At 44.6% G+C, this 18057-nt stretch carries 19 protein-coding genes; all 19 read right to left on the reverse strand.

The genetic code is table 11. The annotated features are described in order from the left end of the window. The gene (yqfD, locus tag CHH48_RS04445; protein WP_095218131.1) at positions 1-1239 is read right to left on the reverse strand and encodes a sporulation protein YqfD; all 1239 of its coding nucleotides are present in this window, start codon (positions 1237-1239) and stop codon (positions 1-3) included. Positions 1240-1263: 24 nt separating this feature from the next. Then, the gene (gene yqfC / locus CHH48_RS04450) at positions 1264-1545 is read right to left on the reverse strand and encodes a sporulation protein YqfC (RefSeq protein WP_038561424.1); all 282 of its coding nucleotides are present in this window, start codon (positions 1543-1545) and stop codon (positions 1264-1266) included. 81 nt (positions 1546-1626) lie between these two features. Further along, positions 1627-2067, reverse strand: coding sequence for a hypothetical protein (locus CHH48_RS04455; protein WP_095218132.1), 441 nt, complete (start codon positions 2065-2067; stop codon positions 1627-1629). 22 nt (positions 2068-2089) lie between these two features. Continuing rightward, the gene (gene floA / locus CHH48_RS04460) at positions 2090-3076 is read right to left on the reverse strand and encodes a flotillin-like protein FloA (RefSeq protein WP_095218133.1); all 987 of its coding nucleotides are present in this window, start codon (positions 3074-3076) and stop codon (positions 2090-2092) included. After that, the gene (locus CHH48_RS04465) at positions 3073-3774 is read right to left on the reverse strand and encodes an NfeD family protein (protein WP_095218134.1); all 702 of its coding nucleotides are present in this window, start codon (positions 3772-3774) and stop codon (positions 3073-3075) included. The genes floA and CHH48_RS04465 overlap by 4 nt, the downstream gene beginning before the upstream one ends. Before the next feature lie 165 nt (positions 3775-3939). Continuing rightward, positions 3940-4386 carry a GatB/YqeY domain-containing protein gene (locus tag CHH48_RS04470; protein WP_038561434.1) on the reverse strand — a complete coding sequence of 149 codons (447 nt, stop codon included), beginning with the start codon at positions 4384-4386 and terminating at the stop codon, positions 3940-3942. A gap of 21 nt (positions 4387-4407) precedes the next feature. Beyond that, positions 4408-4581, reverse strand: coding sequence for a 30S ribosomal protein S21 (gene rpsU / locus CHH48_RS04475; RefSeq protein ID WP_077308578.1), 174 nt, complete (start codon positions 4579-4581; stop codon positions 4408-4410). Positions 4582-4720: 139 nt separating this feature from the next. Next, on the reverse strand, positions 4721-5386 hold the full coding sequence (gene deoC / locus CHH48_RS04480) for a deoxyribose-phosphate aldolase (RefSeq protein WP_095218135.1): 666 nt from the start codon (positions 5384-5386) through the stop codon (positions 4721-4723). A 26-nt stretch (positions 5387-5412) separates the two neighbouring features. Next, the gene (mtaB, locus tag CHH48_RS04485; protein ID WP_095218136.1) at positions 5413-6759 is read right to left on the reverse strand and encodes a tRNA (N(6)-L-threonylcarbamoyladenosine(37)-C(2))-methylthiotransferase MtaB; all 1347 of its coding nucleotides are present in this window, start codon (positions 6757-6759) and stop codon (positions 5413-5415) included. Positions 6760-6770: 11 nt separating this feature from the next. After that, the gene (locus tag CHH48_RS04490; RefSeq protein ID WP_095218137.1) at positions 6771-7517 is read right to left on the reverse strand and encodes a 16S rRNA (uracil(1498)-N(3))-methyltransferase; all 747 of its coding nucleotides are present in this window, start codon (positions 7515-7517) and stop codon (positions 6771-6773) included. A 15-nt stretch (positions 7518-7532) separates the two neighbouring features. Next, the gene (gene prmA / locus CHH48_RS04495) at positions 7533-8471 is read right to left on the reverse strand and encodes a 50S ribosomal protein L11 methyltransferase (RefSeq protein ID WP_095218138.1); all 939 of its coding nucleotides are present in this window, start codon (positions 8469-8471) and stop codon (positions 7533-7535) included. A 19-nt stretch (positions 8472-8490) separates the two neighbouring features. Then, on the reverse strand, positions 8491-9615 hold the full coding sequence (gene dnaJ / locus CHH48_RS04500) for a molecular chaperone DnaJ (protein WP_095218139.1): 1125 nt from the start codon (positions 9613-9615) through the stop codon (positions 8491-8493). A gap of 149 nt (positions 9616-9764) precedes the next feature. Beyond that, positions 9765-11594, reverse strand: a complete 1830-nt coding sequence (dnaK, locus tag CHH48_RS04505) for a molecular chaperone DnaK (RefSeq protein WP_095218140.1) — start codon at positions 11592-11594, stop codon at positions 9765-9767. Between the two features lie 36 nt (positions 11595-11630). Continuing rightward, positions 11631-12191, reverse strand: coding sequence for a nucleotide exchange factor GrpE (gene grpE / locus CHH48_RS04510; RefSeq protein WP_095218141.1), 561 nt, complete (start codon positions 12189-12191; stop codon positions 11631-11633). A 65-nt stretch (positions 12192-12256) separates the two neighbouring features. Then, positions 12257-13285: a heat-inducible transcriptional repressor HrcA gene (gene hrcA / locus CHH48_RS04515; RefSeq protein ID WP_095218142.1), complete on the reverse strand. Its 1029-nt coding sequence runs from the start codon at positions 13283-13285 to the stop codon at positions 12257-12259. A 76-nt stretch (positions 13286-13361) separates the two neighbouring features. Next, positions 13362-14522 carry a radical SAM family heme chaperone HemW gene (gene hemW, locus CHH48_RS04520; protein WP_095218143.1) on the reverse strand — a complete coding sequence of 387 codons (1161 nt, stop codon included), beginning with the start codon at positions 14520-14522 and terminating at the stop codon, positions 13362-13364. A gap of 62 nt (positions 14523-14584) precedes the next feature. Next, complete coding sequence (lepA, locus tag CHH48_RS04525; RefSeq protein ID WP_095218144.1) at positions 14585-16405, reverse strand: translation elongation factor 4; 1821 nt, start codon at positions 16403-16405, stop codon at positions 14585-14587. Positions 16406-16520: 115 nt separating this feature from the next. Further along, complete coding sequence (locus tag CHH48_RS04530; protein WP_095218145.1) at positions 16521-16838, reverse strand: hypothetical protein; 318 nt, start codon at positions 16836-16838, stop codon at positions 16521-16523. Next, on the reverse strand, positions 16835-18040 hold the full coding sequence (gene spoIIP / locus CHH48_RS04535; protein WP_095218146.1) for a stage II sporulation protein P: 1206 nt from the start codon (positions 18038-18040) through the stop codon (positions 16835-16837). The genes CHH48_RS04530 and spoIIP overlap by 4 nt, the downstream gene beginning before the upstream one ends. Positions 18041-18057 lie beyond the last annotated feature (17 nt).

Raw genomic sequence — 18057 nt, forward strand, 5'->3', positions numbered from 1 at the left:
TCAATCTCCTTGAGATATAGGTTGAGATGTTGCAATATCTTCATTTACTTGAAAGTATAAGATTAATTTAACTTTACCATTCTCGATAGTCTCATGTAAAATTTTTTGAGAAATAATGTCAGCATCAGCACCAACTTGGAGCTGTAAATCCTGTTTAGCCAATTTTTCAGCCTGTGCAGTTGCTTCTTCTTTTGTCCGCTTCACTTGTTTAGTAACCCGCTCATATTCGGTCGTCTTCCTCATTCCGATCGGCAACTCCCAGCGAAGGAACCGGAGATGACGGACAGATGTCTGTTCTTGGGAATCCTTGAACTCAGTTTCTCCGAACCCCCAAATTGGCAGCTGGAAGCTGTCTCCGAACTGAATCGCATATTTATTGTCCTGTTTACCACTGAGAACGGTATATGTTTCTTCAAGCGGAACTTCTGCAGACACATTATACCACGTCCTAGCGATGACATTACCGGTTGCTGCAACATGCTTCCGTGTATCCTTTTGCTCTGTCTTATCCTTTTCATCCTTGTTTACAGGAGGTGGTTCATTGCCGATTAAACCAGAAACGAGCACATCTCCAGGCTCTACATAATCATGTACCCCAACTTGCGCTACTCCCTCTGATACAAACATATCGACGATAACACCTTTTTTCTTCGCGACAAGGTGACGGGGGCCTGGCTGTTCCTCTTCTTTTACAATTGTTTTCGGCACACCTTCCAATGAATAGGTTGTCCCTTTCTCTTGCACTCCTATCCAGAGAAGATCCGGAATATCCTGTAAAAGACGCTGTTGAATATCGACTGGAGCACCCAGAGTCAGCTTGAATGCACCTAAGCGTACCCCATATTCGTCCAGCCGCGTTTCAATTTGGTGTTCCAATTCCGGACTTACGCCTCTTACTTCAATTTTCCATACTGTATTTGACAGGAAAAAGATGGACAGTATACTGATGGCAATACCCAGCAGCAACGGTTTCTTATGCAGTAATGCAGTGAAGAGGAAAGGAAATCCATGCTTGCTGCGAAACTGTATTTTGTAGCCTGTCCCTCTTCGCTGCATGCGAAGCTTACTTATATCCTGTTTCCTGATTTTCGCTTCACATGTCTGGCTGTCCTTTTTGATGATATCCCAGACTAAGACTTTCTCCTGCACAAGCTGATTGAAAAAAAGCTCCGGTCTGTCGCCTTTAATCAGAACGGTCACATATCCAGTAAAATAAATATCCTGTGTGTGCTTTTTCATACTTACCTCCCTGATCCGCTTGCCTTATGAATCAATGAATTTAAATTCCTTCATTTTGCCTTCGAGCAGAATCTCCTCTGGCAGCATGACTTTCAATACGAAGGATTCCCCTGTTATACGAAGAAAACCTGTGTTAAGCCGCAGCCTAAGTTCGTTATCCGAAAATAGCACGAGACCTCTGTGATTTTCGATATAGGCATGAAAATGGCCAATCGTCGTAATGCGAGGGAGTTCAAGCACCACATCAGCAGGCATATCCAAATGCTCGGTGAACCAATTTCCGATCCGCTGCTGCCATTTTTTCATTTCCACCAGCTCCCCTCTGCACATTCTATGATGCGAAGGGTGAAGTAAGAACAGACTGATGAACGAAAAAAAGCGAGTCCATTATTGGACTCGCTTGTTGAAAGTACGATGCGGTTTCTTTGCACGTGGTTCTCCGAGTATCTCCGACCAGAGCACTTGTTCCGCTAATTGTTTGCTGGTCAGCCGTTTCAGCCTGATTGGCTTGGTTATCTGTTGACCTTTTTTACCCTGACGGACAGAAGAGGCACTACGTACTTCCACAACTTGTTGAATTGCCTCAGTTGCCTGCTTTCTAAATTCATCGGCCTTTTGCTCCGCTTGAATTAGTTCTGGTGCCTTTACTTGCTTCTGCTGACGCTGTTCTTTGTTTGTGCGCGGCTGCTTCTCCTGCCAGTTCTTGACCGGAGGCTGCGTCCGTCGGGGATCGTTATTTTCTTTATCCCCTTTTTTGGCTGCTGCGTTAAAAAAGAAAGCAATGGCAGCAATTGCTAACGGCACGAGAAATTGCAACATATCAAACATGCACCTGCCACCTTTCTATATCTTAACGTTCTTCCTCTTCACCATTAGATAAGTCTCCAATGCTATCGCGCATCGTTGTATCTGCATTGATGTTCTGATAGTTCATATAATCCATTACGCCCATATTACCTGAACGCAGTGCCTCAGCAAGCGCAAGCGGGACTTCTGCTTCTGCTTCTACTACCTTCGCACGCATTTCTTGTACGCGCGCTAAGTTTTCCTGCTCTTGTGCTACAGCCATCGCACGACGTTCCTCAGCTTTGGCTTGGGCGATATTCTTATCTGCCTCCGCCTGATCCGTTTGAAGCATCGCCCCGATGTTTTTACCGATATCAATGTCTGCGATATCGATGGACAGAATTTCAAATGCCGTACCGGAGTCCAAACCACGCTCCAACACATTGTGTGAGATTTTGTCTGGGTTTTCCAATACATTCTTATGGTTTTTGGAGCTACCGATGGTACTGACAATACCTTCCCCTACACGTGCAATGATGGTATCCTCTCCGGCACCACCCACAAGTCGGTCGATATTGGCACGCACGGTTATACGAGCTTTCGCCTTCACTTCGATACCATCAATCGCCACACCTGAAATGAACGGTGTTTCTATTACTTTCGGGTTTACACTCATTTGTACAGCTTCCAATACATCACGACCAGCAAGATCGATTGCTGCTGAGCGTTCAAATGGCAATTCGATATTCGCACGGTGTGCCGCAATAAGTGCATTGACGACACGGTCGACATTACCGCCTGCCAGATAATGACTCTCCAGCTGGTTTGTATCGACCTTCAAGCCTGCTTTGTGGGCTTTAATCAATGGATTGATGACGCGTGATGGGATAACACGTCTTAAACGCATCCCTACCAATGTGAAGATGCTGATACGGACACCTGCTGCCAGAGCACTGATCCACAATGCAACTGGTACGAAAGTAAATAGGATAATCAAAGCAATCAAAATGACTGCAGCAATAATAATCGGTACAATAATATCTTGATTCATTCTGTTTCCTCCTTGTTCGTCACAGGACTGACGATGATTTTCTTGCCTTCAGTACGGATAACAACTATTTCAGACCCTTTAGCAACATACCTGCCCTCTGTGATGACATCCATTACCCCGCTCTCGATTTCAGCGACACCTGACGGTCGCAGCGGTGTTTTTGCCACACCACGTTTCCCGATGATAGACGTTAAAATCGGAAGCGTATCAGGCCTAAGAGTTTCCTGGAGGATCATCGGCTTGAACATACCCTTTTCGAAACCGACGATACGAATCACATAGATGACAGCTACAATTGTAACAATAAAAGCAATACTGACGCTAATCATCATATCGGCTCTGTCTGCCGACATACGGAACAACGCCCAAAGCAACCCTATCATACCAAGTATGCCCACTATGCCTCCAGGTACGAATAATTCCAAGACAAGTAAAATGATAGCTGCAGTCAAAAGCAGAATATCCGTATTTGTCACTAGTCCTGCCGCAATGTGTCCGTACAGAAAGATCCCTCCAGCAGCGATCCCTAGTATTCCGCCCGCTCCAAAACCCGGCGTGAACATCTCGACAGCCAATCCAGCAAAAGCTATAGAAAGCAGGATTGTTACAAGAACTGGAGAAGTGATCCACGTCTGCATTGTTTCGCTGAAGCTGTGCATCGCAGTTTGAAGGCTTGGAAGCGTGATATATTGCAGCATAGAAATCCTCCTGACCCCGACTGGTTTCGTTTCAGTTGTTATGTACAGTAACTTATACGCTTGGATTAATAAAAGGTTTCATATGTAAATAAACTTTCGTAAAAAAGCAGAAATCCCAATCATTCAATGATTGGGATTTCCATTAGATATTCATATAACTATCAGTTAAGACAAGTGCTTATTCACGAGTTTATTAACTAAAGAACCATCGGTTTTGCCTTTGACTTTCGGCATAACAGCGCTCATGACTGAGCCCATGTCTTTCTTGGAAGTAGCTCCTACCTCCGTGATGGTCTGTTTAATAATGTCTTCAAGTTCTTCTTCCGAAAGCTGTTCTGGCATATAATCTTTTAGAACTTGAAGCTCAGCTTCAAGCTTCTGAGCAAGATCATCGCGTCCAGCTTCTTGGAATTCTTGGAGGGAATCTTTTCGTTGTTTTACCTCACGAGATAAAACGGTAAGTTCTTCATCTTCTGACAGCGTGTCATTTCCAGTACGAATTGCTTCATTCTGCAGGGCAGCTTTCACCATACGGATTACGCTGAGCGTTTCCTTATCCCTTGCTTTCATTGCAGTCTTCATATCCTGGTTCAGACGTTCTGTTAATGACATATCTCTTTGCACCCTCTTTGCTTACTTACGCTTTCTAGCCGCCTCAGATTTTTTCTTGCGACGAACACTAGGTTTTTCGTAAAATTCACGCTTACGGTATTCAGATAGAGTACCGCTTTTAGAAACAGTGCGCTTAAAGCGACGAAGAGCATCTTCAAGAGACTCGTTTTTGCGAACGCGAGTAGTGTTTGACATGCTAATTTCCCTCCCTCCGAAGCATACAACAATGTGCTAACTCATATGCACTGCTGCATATGTCTTTGCTCATTATAATATAATGCTAAATCCTGGTCAATAGAAAGGTGCAGGATTCATGCACATTTCACAATTGTTCTTAGTAATCGCTGCTTCCAGCAACGCCTGCGATGATCTGAACACCCGCGCTGGCACCGATACGAGTAGCGCCCGCTTCGATCATAGCAAGCGTAGCTTCGCGATCACGTACGCCACCGGAAGCCTTTACACCGATGTCCGGACCAACAGTCTTACGCATCAATTTAATATCTTCTACTGTCGCACCGCCACCGGAGAATCCAGTAGATGTCTTGACGAAATCAGCTCCTGCTTTCACAGCAAGCTCACAAGCGGTTACTTTTTCTTCTTCAGTCAGCAAGGATGTCTCAATAATCACTTTCGTCAGTACACCTGCTGCTGCTTCCACAACTGCACGGATGTCAGACTCAACTGTCACTAAGTCGCCAGATTTCAAAGCACCAACGTTGATGACCATATCGATCTCACCAGCACCTTTTTCAATAGCATCCTTTGTTTCCAAAGCTTTTACGGCACTAGTCGAAGCGCCAAGCGGGAATCCAATGACAGTACAAACCTTTACATCCGTATCTTTCAGCTGCTGGGCACAATGGGAAACCCAGTATGGATTAACACAGACAGAAGCGAATTTGTGTGTTGCCGCTTCCTGGACAATCACGTCGATCTGTTCCTTTGTCGCATCCGGCTTTAGTAGTGTGTGATCAATATATGCAGCGATATTTTCCAAGAGAAATAACTCCTTTTATAGTCAAGTTAGATAGTTACGCTTGCTTCCTCATCATCCATTACCCGGACGAATTGACCTTCATTATACGGATAGCCAGCTTTTGTCAGCTTCACTCGGACAATCTTACCAACCATATCCGGTGTTGCTTCAAATTTCACTTTCAAATAGTTATCCGTATACCCAACATATAACGTGTCGGATTCTTTTTCATCATAAAGTTCTTCCGGAATGACTTCCAAAACTTCATTTTCGAACTGAGAAGCATATTCTTTCGCTTGCTGATCCGATAGAGTAATAAGACGATGGACACGCTCATTCTTTGTCTCGTCATCCACTTGATCCGTCATACGTGCAGCAGGCGTTCCTGTACGTTTAGAATAGGGGAACACGTGAAGCTCGCTATAGCCGATTTCCTGGATGAAACGATATGTTTCCATGAATTCCTCTTCTGTCTCACCTGGGAATCCGACAATTACATCACTCGTAATGGCAAGGTTAGGCAAAGCTTTCTTTACTTTATCAATTTTGCTGCGATAGAAGTCTGAAGAATATTTTCGGCGCATGCGTTTCAAAACGGAATCAGAACCAGATTGAAGCGGAATATGCAAGTGACGTACGATCTTCTCAGATTCATCCAGTACTTGGATAACTTCATCCGTAATCTGACTTGCTTCAATGGATGAAATACGAATCCGTTTCAATCCGCGAACGTTATTTTCCAATTCCCGGAGCAATTTCGCAAAATTGTAATCCTGCATATCTTCACCGTATCCTGCGGTATGGATTCCAGTAAGGACGATTTCCTTGTATCCAGCATCCACAAGCTGCTGGGCCTGTTTCATGACATCCTCCGGGTTACGAGAACGCAGCAATCCGCGGGACCAAGGTATGATACAGAAGGTACAGAAGTTATTGCAGCCTTCCTGAATTTTCAATGACGCACGCGTACGGTCAGTAAATGCAGGTACATCCATTTCCTCGAAGACACGGTTTTTCATGATGTTGGAAACTCCGTTGATCGGCTCTTTCTTCACCTTGAATTCCTCGATATGCTCAATCATCTTGTCCCGGCCCTGTGTACCTACAACGATGTCCACTCCCGGAATCTCCATGATCTCACCAGGTGAAGTCTGCGCATAACAACCGGTAACACAAATGACACCTTCAGGATTTTTTCGTACAGCCCGGCGGATGACTTGGCGGCTTTTCTTATCCCCAGTGTTCGTAACGGTGCATGTGTTGACAACATACACGTCAGACTGGTGATCAAAATCCACCCTTTCATAGCCCTGAGCTTTGAACTTCTGCCAAATACCTTCCGTCTCATAATGGTTTACTTTACACCCTAATGTGTGGAATGCCACTGTAGGCATGGTAAAACACCTCATTCTTCAAAATGGTACGATAGACTAGCCAACATATACAATGGTGCGGTTTCCGTGCGTAAAATACGAGGCCCGAGCCTGATAGGTGCAAAGCCTGCATCTTGAAGCGCATCTGCTTCTGATTCACTGAATCCGCCCTCTGGACCGATTACAACAAGCACATTATCTGATGGTGAAATGTGCTGGAAAACAGAGCGAAGCGGCTCTGCCTTCAATCCTTTTGCCGCCTCTTCATAAGCGAACAATTTGTGCTTATATGTATCGCTGCTATCAAGCAGCATTTGGAAGGATTGCACATCTTCGATCGCTGGGATAATCAAGCGGCTGGACTGCTCTGCAGCTTCTTTGGCAATCTTTTCGAGCCGCTGCCGCTTCTTGTCCTTCTTTTTCTCGTCCCATTTTACAACGGATCGAGCAGCTTGGAAAGGGAGAAATGCAGCTGCACCCAATTCCGTTCCCTTCTGCACGATCCATTCCAGTTTGTCACCCTTGGGAAGTCCTTGGGCAATCGACACTGATACTGGCATTTCCGTATTCATATCGACTTTTTCTACTGCGGATACAGCAACATAATCTGACGCCAATTCGTCAATCTCACATTTTGCTGCATGCCCATCCGGATGAACACAGATAATTGTTTCACCTGTTTTCATCCGCATCACGCGAATAATGTGATGGGCATCCTGTCCACGCAATATAATTCGGTTATCCTGCCAATTGGCAGGTTCTACGAAATAGCGCTGCATACGCTCACCTCTGCCTTAATTCTTCTTTGCAATGATGGCGACCCAATCTTCCATTTCATTGACTTCAACAATATCGAAACCAGATGCGATCAAGGCGTCTTTAACGTCGCCTTTCTTCTGGCTGATAATGCCACTCGTAATGAACAGACCGCCTGGTTTAATCAATTTAAATGCGTCATCTGTGAATTTCAGGATGATTTCAGCAAGGATATTTGATACGATAACATCCGCTTCAACCTCAACGCCTTCAAGCAAATTATTCGCACTTGCCGTAATACGGTCAGCTGCTTGATTCAGCTCTGCATTTATCTTGGTACTGTTGACAGCTACATCATCTAAATCAAATGCATGTACATGCTCAGCACCAAGCAGTACGGCAGCGATACTCAGCACACCAGAACCAGAACCAACATCAATAACAATGTCGCCTTTATTTATATAACGCTCAATTGCCTGTACACTTAGTACTGTCGTCGGGTGAGTTCCTGTACCAAAAGCCATGCCTGGATCAAGTTCCATGATCACTTCATCACTTGCTACCGGGGTATACTCTTCCCAAGTTGGTATGATAGTGAACTTTTCGGAGATCTTCACTGGTTTGTAGTATTTCTTCCAGGCTGTAGACCAATCTTCTTCATCCACTTCACTGACTGATACTTCGTTTGCTCCGATGTCAATCTGATATTCTTTTAGATTTGTGATTGCAGACTTGATCTCATTCACAGATTCGTTCAAGAAACTGTTAAGAGGCAAATATGCTTTCACAAAGATGCCTTCTGCCGGGTAATCATTTGGATCCAGCGCATAGATTTCACCAAAAGTTGTTTTGTGATCCTTAACCAAATCTTCTGGATCTTGGATCACAACACCACTGGCACCTGCTTCATGCAGGATATTAGAAATCGGCTCAATCGCTTCATTCGTTGTATGGATACACAGCTCCGCCCATTTCACGTACACGTCACTCCTTTTATTAAGACTCACCTTTGAACGCACGTCTCATACGTGTAAAAATGCTGTCATGCTGTTCATCAGTTGGGTCATTACCGCTAATATCGTTGAGCTCACGCAATAGCTCCTTCTGACGGTCTGATAAATTCGTTGGGGTTACAACACGAATTTTCACATGCTGATCTCCTTGACCATATCCGCGTACGTTTGGCGAACCTTTGCCTTTAAGGCGGAATGTGCGGCCTGTTTGAGTACCTGCTGGAACTTTAAGACTCACTGCACCATGAACTGTCGGTACTTCAATTTCATCACCAAGTGCTGCTTGAGCAAATGTAATCGGCATTTCACAATAAATATTGTCGCCTTCCCGGTCAAAGAACTCATGACTGCGGACTTGAATAACTACATAAAGATCTCCTGGAGGCCCTCCATTAACACCGGCTTCTCCTTTACCAGATACACGGATCTGCTGACCATCGTCGATACCTGCTGGGACTTTGATATGGATTTTGTTGCGTTTGCGTACTCGTCCTGAACCACTGCATGTCTTACACTTATCCGGAATTATTTTACCTGTTCCATTACATGTGTTACATACACGACGGTTCACAACACGGCCAAATGGTGTATTTTGTTCCACATTAAGCTGTCCGCTTCCGTTACAGTGCGTACAAGTCTTCGGCTTGGTACCTGGTTTAGCTCCTGAACCGTGACATGTATCACATTCCTCTTCTTTAGGAATCTCAATATCGGTTTCTTTTCCGAAGATTGCTTCCTCAAAGCTAAGCGTCATAGTGTATTGTAAATCAGCACCTTGACGAGGCGCATTCGGATCACTGCGGCGTCCGCCGCCACCGAAGAACATATCGAATATGTCGCCAAATCCGCCGAAATCTTGAGCTCCAGCTCCGCCGAAGCCTTGGCTCTGCGGTCCGGCATGCCCAAACTGATCATACTGGGTACGTTTTTGTTCATTGCCGAGTACTTCATAGGCTTCTTTTGCCTCTTTGAACTTATCGGCTGCATCTTCCGCCTTATTCACATCTGGGTGGTATTGGCGCGCAAGTTTGCGATATGCTTTTTTTATTTCTTCCTTCGAGGCCTCTTTACCGACACCAAGCACATCGTAGTAATCCCGCTTACTCACTGACAATCACTCTCCCGACTCTCTCTTATACATAAATTTTATCATACCATTAAGCCATAAAGGCAGCAAATGCGCTAAACATGTAACAAGTCAAAGCTGCTTAAAAGCGGCTTTGACTTGTCGGGTGATACTAAATTTTACTTATCGTCTTACTTTTTGTCTTTATCGTCGTTTACTTCTTCGAAATCAGCATCTACGACATCGTCGTCTGCTTTTTCTCCACCTTGCTCTTGCTGTGCTTGCTGAGCCTGTGCTGCTTGCTCATACAATTTTACAGACAATGCTTGAACTTGCTCGGAAAGCGCATCTTTTTTCACTTTGATGTCTTCATAGTCGGAACCTTCCAACGCTTTTTTAAGTTCCTCTTTTGCTGCTTCTGCTTTTTGTTTATCTTCTTCAGAAACATTTTCAGCAAGATCTTTCAATGTTTTATCTGTTTGGAAGACAAGCTGATCAGCTTCGTTGCGAAGATCTACTTCTTCGCGGCGTTTTTTATCTTCCTCAGCATTATCTTCTGCTTCTTTTACCATTTTTTCTACTTCCTCATCAGAAAGACCTGAAGAAGACTTGATTGTAATGGATTGTTCTTTGTTTGTGCCAAGATCTTTCGCACGTACGTTTACAATACCATTGGAGTCGATATCAAAAGATACTTCAACTTGCGGTACACCACGTGGTGCTGGCGGGATATCCGTCAATTGGAAACGACCAAGTGTTTTATTGTAAGAAGCCATTTCACGCTCACCTTGAAGAACATGGATATCAACAGCTGTCTGATTATCAGCAGCAGTAGAGAATACTTGGGAGTGGCTTGTCGGAATTGTCGTGTTGCGTTCGATCAATTTCGTGAACACGCCGCCCATTGTTTCGATACCTAGGGAAAGTGGAGTAACGTCAAGAAGTACGACGTCTTTCACATCACCTTGAAGGACACCACCCTGAATTGCTGCACCAAGTGCAACTACTTCATCCGGGTTAACTCCTTTAGAAGGATCTTTACCAGTTTCCTTTTTAATTGCTTCTACAACAGCTGGGATGCGAGTAGAACCACCAACTAGGATAACTTTGTCAATTTCGCTTGCAGAAAGGTCTGCATCACGAAGCGCTTGACGAGTAGGTCCCATTGTACGCTCAACCAAATCAGCAGAAATCTCATCGAATTTAGCACGAGATAGAGCAAGCTCCAAGTGAAGCGGACCTTCTGCACCAGCCGTGATGAACGGAAGGGAAATTTGTGTTTGCGTAACGCCTGAAAGATCTTTCTTCGCTTTTTCAGCGGCATCTTTCAAACGTTGCATTGCCATTTTATCTTTAGAAAGGTCAATGCCGTTCTCTTTTTTGAATTCCGCTACAAGATGATCAATAATCACTTGGTCGAAATCATCACCGCCAAGACGGTTGTCACCTGCAGTAGAAACTACTTCGAAAGTACCATCGCCAATATCAAGGATGGAAACGTCGAATGTACCGCCGCCAAGGTCATATACAAGGATTGTTTGATCTTCTTCTGTATTGATACCGTAAGCAAGCGCTGCTGCTGTCGGTTCGTTGATGATACGTTCTACTTCAAGACCTGCAATTTTACCAGCATCTTTCGTTGCTTGTCGCTCTGCATCGTTGAAGTATGCCGGAACTGTGATAACTGCTTTATCAACAGTTTCACCTAGATAATCTTCAGCGAAAGATTTAATGTACTGCAAGATGATTGCAGAAATTTCTTGAGGTGTGTAAGATTTGCCTTCGATTTCCACTTTGTAATCTGTACCCATATGACGTTTAATGGATTGGATTGTGTTCGGGTTCGTGATTGCCTGACGCTTCGCCACTTCACCAATTTGTCTTTCTCCGTTTTTGAATGCTACAACTGATGGAGTTGTTCGGTTACCTTCCGGGTTCGGGATAACGCGAGCTTCTCCACCTTCCATTACGGACACACAAGAGTTTGTTGTACCTAAGTCAATACCAATGATTTTACCCATTTTGTATTTTTCCTCCTCTACAGCATATGTAGTGCTTTATTGATTCACTTGAACCATAGCCGGTCGAATGACACGGTCTTTCAGCTTATAGCCTTTTTGCAATTCCTGTACGACAGTATTTGGTTCGTATTCGTCATTTTCCACCTGCATGACTGCTTGGTGCAAATGCGGATCGAAAGTCTGTCCAACTGTTTCGATAGTTTCGATACCTTGGTTTTCGAAAGCATCTAATAATTGACGATGTACCATGCGGATACCATCGACGAAACCTTTGTTCGCTTCTTCATCCTGAACAGTTTGAAGGGCGCGATCCAAGTTGTCGACAACTGGAAGCAAAGCTTCCGCCAAATCCTGAGATCTATATTTGCTGGCAGCTTCCTTTTCCTTCTGTGTACGCTTGCGGAAGTTATCATACTCAGCCTGCAAGCGAAGCAGACGGTCGTACATCTCGTTTTTTTCTTGCTCGAGCTGTGCTAGTTGTTCGCTGCCTTCATTGTTAGTTTCGGATTCCTCAGATGGGGCTGCATCAATCACTTCTGCTTCAACAGCTTCCTGCTCTTCGGTTTCATTCACTTTTTCTTTTTCTTCATTTGCCATGATGGTCACCTCCTGAAAAGCATTGCTTATATGAAAGGCTTGCTGTGAAGCAAGCCATATTCAACTCATTTCTGCCAGTCCTGATAAGCGCTGGTCAGTTTGTTCGTTAATACGTGCATCAACGACATTACCCGGGAATATTCCATTCTGGTTGGACCCAGCAAGGCAACGGTTCCCATGTGTATGCCATCAGCTGTGTAACTCGCAGTGACAAAACTGCAATCCTGCATCGCACTCAGCTTGTTCTCTGTGCCGATGGAAACATGCAGACCATTCTGTTCTCCCTTGAGTAGACGTGCAATCGTCTCGCCTTCTTCCTCAATCATTGTATATAGGCTTCGCAGCTTATTCAAATCCTGAAAATCGGGCTGCATCAGAATGTTTGTTTTGCCGCCAAAATATAGCTTGAGCGGCTGTTCCGTTTCCATGAACGAGCGCAGATAGGCGAACATTGTATCAAAATGGACGGTGTGCTGCTTAAGCAGTTCCTGTACTTCCGACTTGAGTCTGCCAGGCACCATCATAAGCGGTACCCCAGCTAAACGGTCATTCAGGATATTCACTACCTTTTCCATTTCAGCATGGTCCATCCCATCCGGTATTCGGAAGGATTTATGTTCCACATGACCAGTGTCTGTTACTAAAATCATGACAGCACTAAAGTCGGATAAAGTCAGAATCTGGATATGCTTAAGCTTTGTCTCCAGCATTTCCGGTCCCAAGATGATACTAGTGTAGTTGGTCAGCTCTGAAAGCAGAGCGGCGGATTGCTGTACGACTTCTTCCATCTGACGAATATTCGTCGAAAATGTCTGTTTGATTGCTGACGTATCCTGGCGCGACAAATGAAACGGTGTCAGTAGATGATCCACGTAGAAGCGATAGCCCTTTTCGGAAGGTATTCTTCCGGATGAGGTATGCGTCTTCTCGATCAAGCCAAACTGCTCCAATTCAGCCATATCATTACGAATCGTTGCTGCACTATAGGCAACATCCTGCTTATTGGAGATAGCACGCGAACCGATCGGCTGCGCCGTTTGAATGAAATCATCGACTATAACCTGAAGGATACGCAGCTGTCTTTCTGTCAGCATGATCATCACCTCGATTAGCACTCGTTTATGGGGAGTGCTAAATATACATATAAGGTAACAAAGCCTAGAAAAATTGTCAATTCGAAACTCTTGCCGGTTCTTCTTCTAAAAGGAACTCTTGAAATACATCGTTTCCGAACAAGAATCCATCTTCGGTCATGGCAACATGTTCAGCATCCTCTATGAGCCAGCCTTTGCTTATCAGCAGATCCAGTGGTTTACGATAAACATCTGTGAGTTCGATACCGAATTTGTTACGGAAACTTACTTTATTCACTCCGGTTTTCTTCCGAAGTCCAAGGAAAAGTTCTTCCTCGATGCGCTCTTTACGGCCAATCGGCTCCTCATGTAAAACAGGAATACCATTTTCATTCGCTTGCTTCAGATAAGCAGGGAGTGGACGAATGTTGATAACGCGACGTCCTGGCAAGTATCCATGAGCCCCTGCACCAAGTCCATAGTAGAAATCATTATTCCAGTATGCAAGATTATGCTGGCTTTCCTTGCCCGGCAGCGCGAAATTACTTACCTCATATTGTTCTCTGCCATGCGCCTTCATTTCATCGCGCAGCAGATTGTACATATTTGCTTCTAATTCTTCCGGCGCCTTTTTCAATGTACCCTTTTTGTAACGCTGATAAAATACTGTTTTTGGTTCAATCTGAAGTGAGTAAGAAGAATAGTGCGGCAAATCGAACTGCAGGGCTTCTTCCACAGTATGCCCAAACTGCTCCAAAGTTTGTCCCGGCAGTGCATATATCAAGTCGATACTAATATTGTCAAAGCCAGCCTGTTTTAACAGATCAAGACTTTCATATACATGTTTGACTCGATGGACACGGCCGATGGCCTCCAGCAGTTTATCATCAAACACTTGAACGCCAAGGGAGATTCGATCCACCCCGTAATGCTTAAGCAGCTTTGCCTTCTCTAATGATAAGTCCCCAGGGTTTGCTTCGAATGTATATTCTCTAGCTGCGTGAACATCAAATGCACTGTCAACACTCTTCAGTACATGCTCCAGCTGCTGCATATTTAATGCCGTAGGTGTACCTCCGCCAACGAAAATCGTGTTCATTTGCTGTCTATTCGGAATATAATGCTCTATTTCCTTCCGTAATGCTTCTACATATTCATCTGCACTATCTTCACGATAGAAAAACTTCGTAAAGTCACAGTAATGACAAAGTTGTTCACAGAAAGGTATATGAATATAAGCGGATTTCACTTCGTTCATCATGCTGCCTCCTTCCGCAATGACAAACCCTTGTCTGATTAAGGACAAGGGTTGTCTGTTATTTATTCGTCGTCCATTTGCAGGATGGCCATGAACGCTTCTTGTGGAACTTCCACGGAACCGACCATCTTCATCCGTTTCTTACCTTCTTTTTGCTTTTCAAGTAATTTACGTTTACGGGATATATCTCCTCCATAACACTTGGACAAGACATTCTTACGCATCGCTTTAATATTGGAACGGGCAACAATCTTATTTCCGATCGCAGCCTGGACTGGTACTTCGAACTGCTGACGCGGGATTAACGCCTTCAGTTTTTCTACTATTGCTTTACCGCGGTCGAAAGCAAAATCACGGTGTACGATGAAGGATAGAGCATCTATCGTGTCGCCATTCAAAAGAATATCCATCTTCTGCAGATCAGATGCCTTGTAACCTACGAGTTCATAATCGAAGCTTGCATATCCTTTAGTTTGGGATTTCAGCTGATCGAAGAAGTCATACACGATCTCAGAAAGCGGGATTTCGTATACAACATTTACACGGACATCGTCCAAGTATTGCATGTCCTGGAAATCACCGCGTTTCTTCTGGCATAGCTCCATGACTGTACCAACATAATCATTCGGTACCATGATTGTAGCTTTTACATATGGCTCTTGCACTTCCGTACGTGATTGTGCATCTGGCAAAGCCGCCGGGTTGTCGACTCGAACTTCGCTGCCATCAGTCATGACGACATTGTAGATAACACTTGGTGCTGTCGTGATCAAATCAATATTGAATTCACGTTCGATCCGTTCTTGGATGATCTCCATGTGCAAAAGACCAAGGAAACCACAGCGGAATCCGAAGCCAAGTGCCTGGGATGTCTCAGCTTCATATTGCAAGGAACTATCGTTCAGCTCCAATCGCTCCAGTGCTTCACGCAAATCATTGTAGTTGCTCGCATCAACTGGGAACAAGCCGCAATAAACCATCGGATTCAAGCGGCGATAGCCGGGAAGTGCCTCACTGGCTGGATTATCAGCTAATGTAATGGTATCCCCTACTCGCGTATCACTTACGTTTTTAATAGAGGCAGTTAAATAGCCGACATCACCAACGACTAGCTCGTCCTTTTTAACTGGTGACGGATTAAACACACCGACCTCATTGACTTCAAATTCCTTGCCTGTAGCCATCATGTGGATCTTGTCGCCTACTTTTACTGAACCCTCTTTTATACACGTATACGCAACAACACCGCGATAGGAATCATACAAAGAGTCAAAGATCAGCCCTTTTAACGGCGCTTCCTCATTCCCTTTCGGTGGCGGAATCCGGTCGACAATTGCCTCTAAAATCTCTTCTATACCGATTCCTGCTTTAGCTGATGCTAGAATTGCGTCACTCGCATCGATTCCAATAACATCCTCGATTTCCTGTTTAACCCGATCTGGGTCGGCACTCGGTAAATCGATTTTATTGATGACCGGGATGATTTCCAAGTCATTATCCATCGCCAAGTAAACATTGGCCAATGTTTGGGCTTCGATACCCTGAGCAGCATCCACTACAAGGATGGCACCTTCACAGGCTGCCAAACTCCGGGATACCTCATATGTAAAATCGACATGTCCCGGTGTATCTATCAAATGGAATATATATGTCTCACCATTTTCCCGTTCGTATTCAAGTTGCACTGCATTCAGCTTGATTGTAATGCCGCGCTCTCTTTCCAAATCCATCGCATCCAAATACTGCGCCTTCATTTCACGCGCAGTAAGAGCTTTCGTCTTCTCCAGAATACGGTCAGCCAGTGTAGACTTCCCGTGATCGATGTGTGCAATGATCGAGAAATTCCGCACATGCTGCTGATTTCGTCTGTTTGTCTCTACCAATCAAAATCACTCCTAAATTGTCCGAAGCTGCCTATTAAGAAGCAACCGTAACAATAACTAGCATTGATTATAGCAATTGCGCCCTGTTTATTCAATGTTTTTAAGCGCTTTTGCCTCAGCCGAACAAAGCAACGGAAAGCTGTTCAATCGCTGTAATGATGACAGAGCAGATACCTGTGAATAGACTTCCAAGTCCGCTTGCCAGCTGCTGGACGATGGAGCTATCTGCTCCTTCATCCGAAACAGGTGCTGTATTTTCAAGCACCGGTTCACTTTTTACACCCTCAAATGAGGAAGATGCAGTCAGCTGTCCTTCCTGCTGCTGCACAGCGGGCGGCTGCTCTGCCAGCTGCGCATCCTCTTTTTCCATCCCGATTAAAATACCGCCAAAGAACAATGTCAGCATCGTCAGAACAACCACTACATATTTCATTCCGCTTGTCCTCCTTGAACTTTTTCTGCTTCCCAGTAATAATCCGCAAATATCTCCGCAAACAATTCTGCTGTCCGTGTTGCTTCATCCAATGTATTCTCCACTCCCCCTATTTCCAGAAGAGCTGCTTTGTCAGAAACATCCTGATTATAAACGCCGTCGACCCCTGCACCTTTTTTCGTGATGACACCCCTACTTAAGCCGGGATAGTTCTCTTCAATCTTCTTGTGCAGATCCGATGCCAGCTTCAAGTTCTTTTCATATTCTTTATTCTCCGCACCGACGACGAATACGACCTTTGCATATGTTTTACCGTCGATCTCTTTGGTGGTGTCTTTCCGTTGCAAGCTATCCCGATGAATATCGAAAACGAAGGAAACATCTTTATTTTCAGCTACAGCAGCTTCAACTACTCCTCTTGAAGCATCATAAGATTGGTGGTAAGCCATGCCATTTTCATTTAGAATAGCTCCTATATCTGTCTGGTCAGCTATCGTACCGATACCGAGCTCTTCCAGTCGTTTCGCCATCGCCTCACCAGCATCGGTGACATTAGCATTTTTGTTATAAGCATTGTCTTTCTGTTCTGCATCCAACGACGGCAAATAAGACTCTTGATTATGCGTGTAATAGATATAAACAACATCTTTATCACCCGTTGAAGGTGCAGGCTCCTCATCTTTTTGTTCTTGACTATCCTCAGGTGGATTCTGAGCTTCTTCTGGCGGTGTCTCTTCTTCCTTATCTTCTGTTGGCTCTTCCTCGATAACATGATCTGGCTGAGCCGACTCAATTGGCAGGTTCGTATAGTTTGTCCCTTCTCCCGCAATGACGATCTGGTTTTCATATAAAGAGAAGCCTGGAATCTCGGAACCGAGCAATGTGCGCGGGTCATCCGGTTTAATTGTTGTCAGCATTTGCATAAGAACGGCTGAAAGTTGGATTGAAGGAGCTTCTTCTGGTCTAACACTTTCGAAAATCTTGTTTTCGTTACCGAGTATATGCAGATAAATGCTGCTGTCTAGCTGCCTTGTCCATTCTGTGATCGCTTGAGAGGACAGCCGGTATGCCGGTCCAGCGGAAGTTAGCGCCGCTATACCAGTTAATAGAAAAAGGATGGAGCCGACAAGTATGAGTGTCCGCTTATATATGAAAAGTACGCCTGAACGCTTTCGCTTATAGCTGTTCTTCTTTTTTCCCAAGAAAGAAGCTCCTCTCT

The organism is Terribacillus saccharophilus, assembly GCF_002272075.1.
GTDB lineage: Bacteria > Bacillota > Bacilli > Bacillales > Amphibacillaceae > Terribacillus > Terribacillus saccharophilus_A.

Excerpts from the sequence above, each read along its gene's own strand:
- yqfD (WP_095218131.1), bottom strand. The coding sequence starts at position 1,239 with ATGAAAAAGCACACACAGGATATTTATTTTACTGGATATGTGACCGTT.
- yqfC (WP_038561424.1), bottom strand. The coding sequence starts at position 1,545 with ATGAAAAAATGGCAGCAGCGGATCGGAAATTGGTTCACCGAGCATTTG.
- CHH48_RS04455 (WP_095218132.1), bottom strand. The coding sequence starts at position 2,067 with ATGTTTGATATGTTGCAATTTCTCGTGCCGTTAGCAATTGCTGCCATT.
- floA (WP_095218133.1), bottom strand. The coding sequence starts at position 3,076 with ATGAATCAAGATATTATTGTACCGATTATTATTGCTGCAGTCATTTTG.
- CHH48_RS04465 (WP_095218134.1), bottom strand. The coding sequence starts at position 3,774 with ATGCTGCAATATATCACGCTTCCAAGCCTTCAAACTGCGATGCACAGC.
- CHH48_RS04470 (WP_038561434.1), bottom strand. The coding sequence starts at position 4,386 with ATGTCATTAACAGAACGTCTGAACCAGGATATGAAGACTGCAATGAAA.
- rpsU (WP_077308578.1), bottom strand. The coding sequence starts at position 4,581 with ATGTCAAACACTACTCGCGTTCGCAAAAACGAGTCTCTTGAAGATGCT.
- mtaB (WP_095218136.1), bottom strand. The coding sequence starts at position 6,759 with ATGCCTACAGTGGCATTCCACACATTAGGGTGTAAAGTAAACCATTAT.
- CHH48_RS04490 (WP_095218137.1), bottom strand. The coding sequence starts at position 7,517 with ATGCAGCGCTATTTCGTAGAACCTGCCAATTGGCAGGATAACCGAATT.
- dnaK (WP_095218140.1), bottom strand. The coding sequence starts at position 11,594 with ATGGGTAAAATCATTGGTATTGACTTAGGTACAACAAACTCTTGTGTG.
- grpE (WP_095218141.1), bottom strand. The coding sequence starts at position 12,191 with ATGGCAAATGAAGAAAAAGAAAAAGTGAATGAAACCGAAGAGCAGGAA.
- hrcA (WP_095218142.1), bottom strand. The coding sequence starts at position 13,285 with ATGCTGACAGAAAGACAGCTGCGTATCCTTCAGGTTATAGTCGATGAT.
- hemW (WP_095218143.1), bottom strand. The coding sequence starts at position 14,522 with ATGAACGAAGTGAAATCCGCTTATATTCATATACCTTTCTGTGAACAA.
- CHH48_RS04530 (WP_095218145.1), bottom strand. The coding sequence starts at position 16,838 with ATGAAATATGTAGTGGTTGTTCTGACGATGCTGACATTGTTCTTTGGC.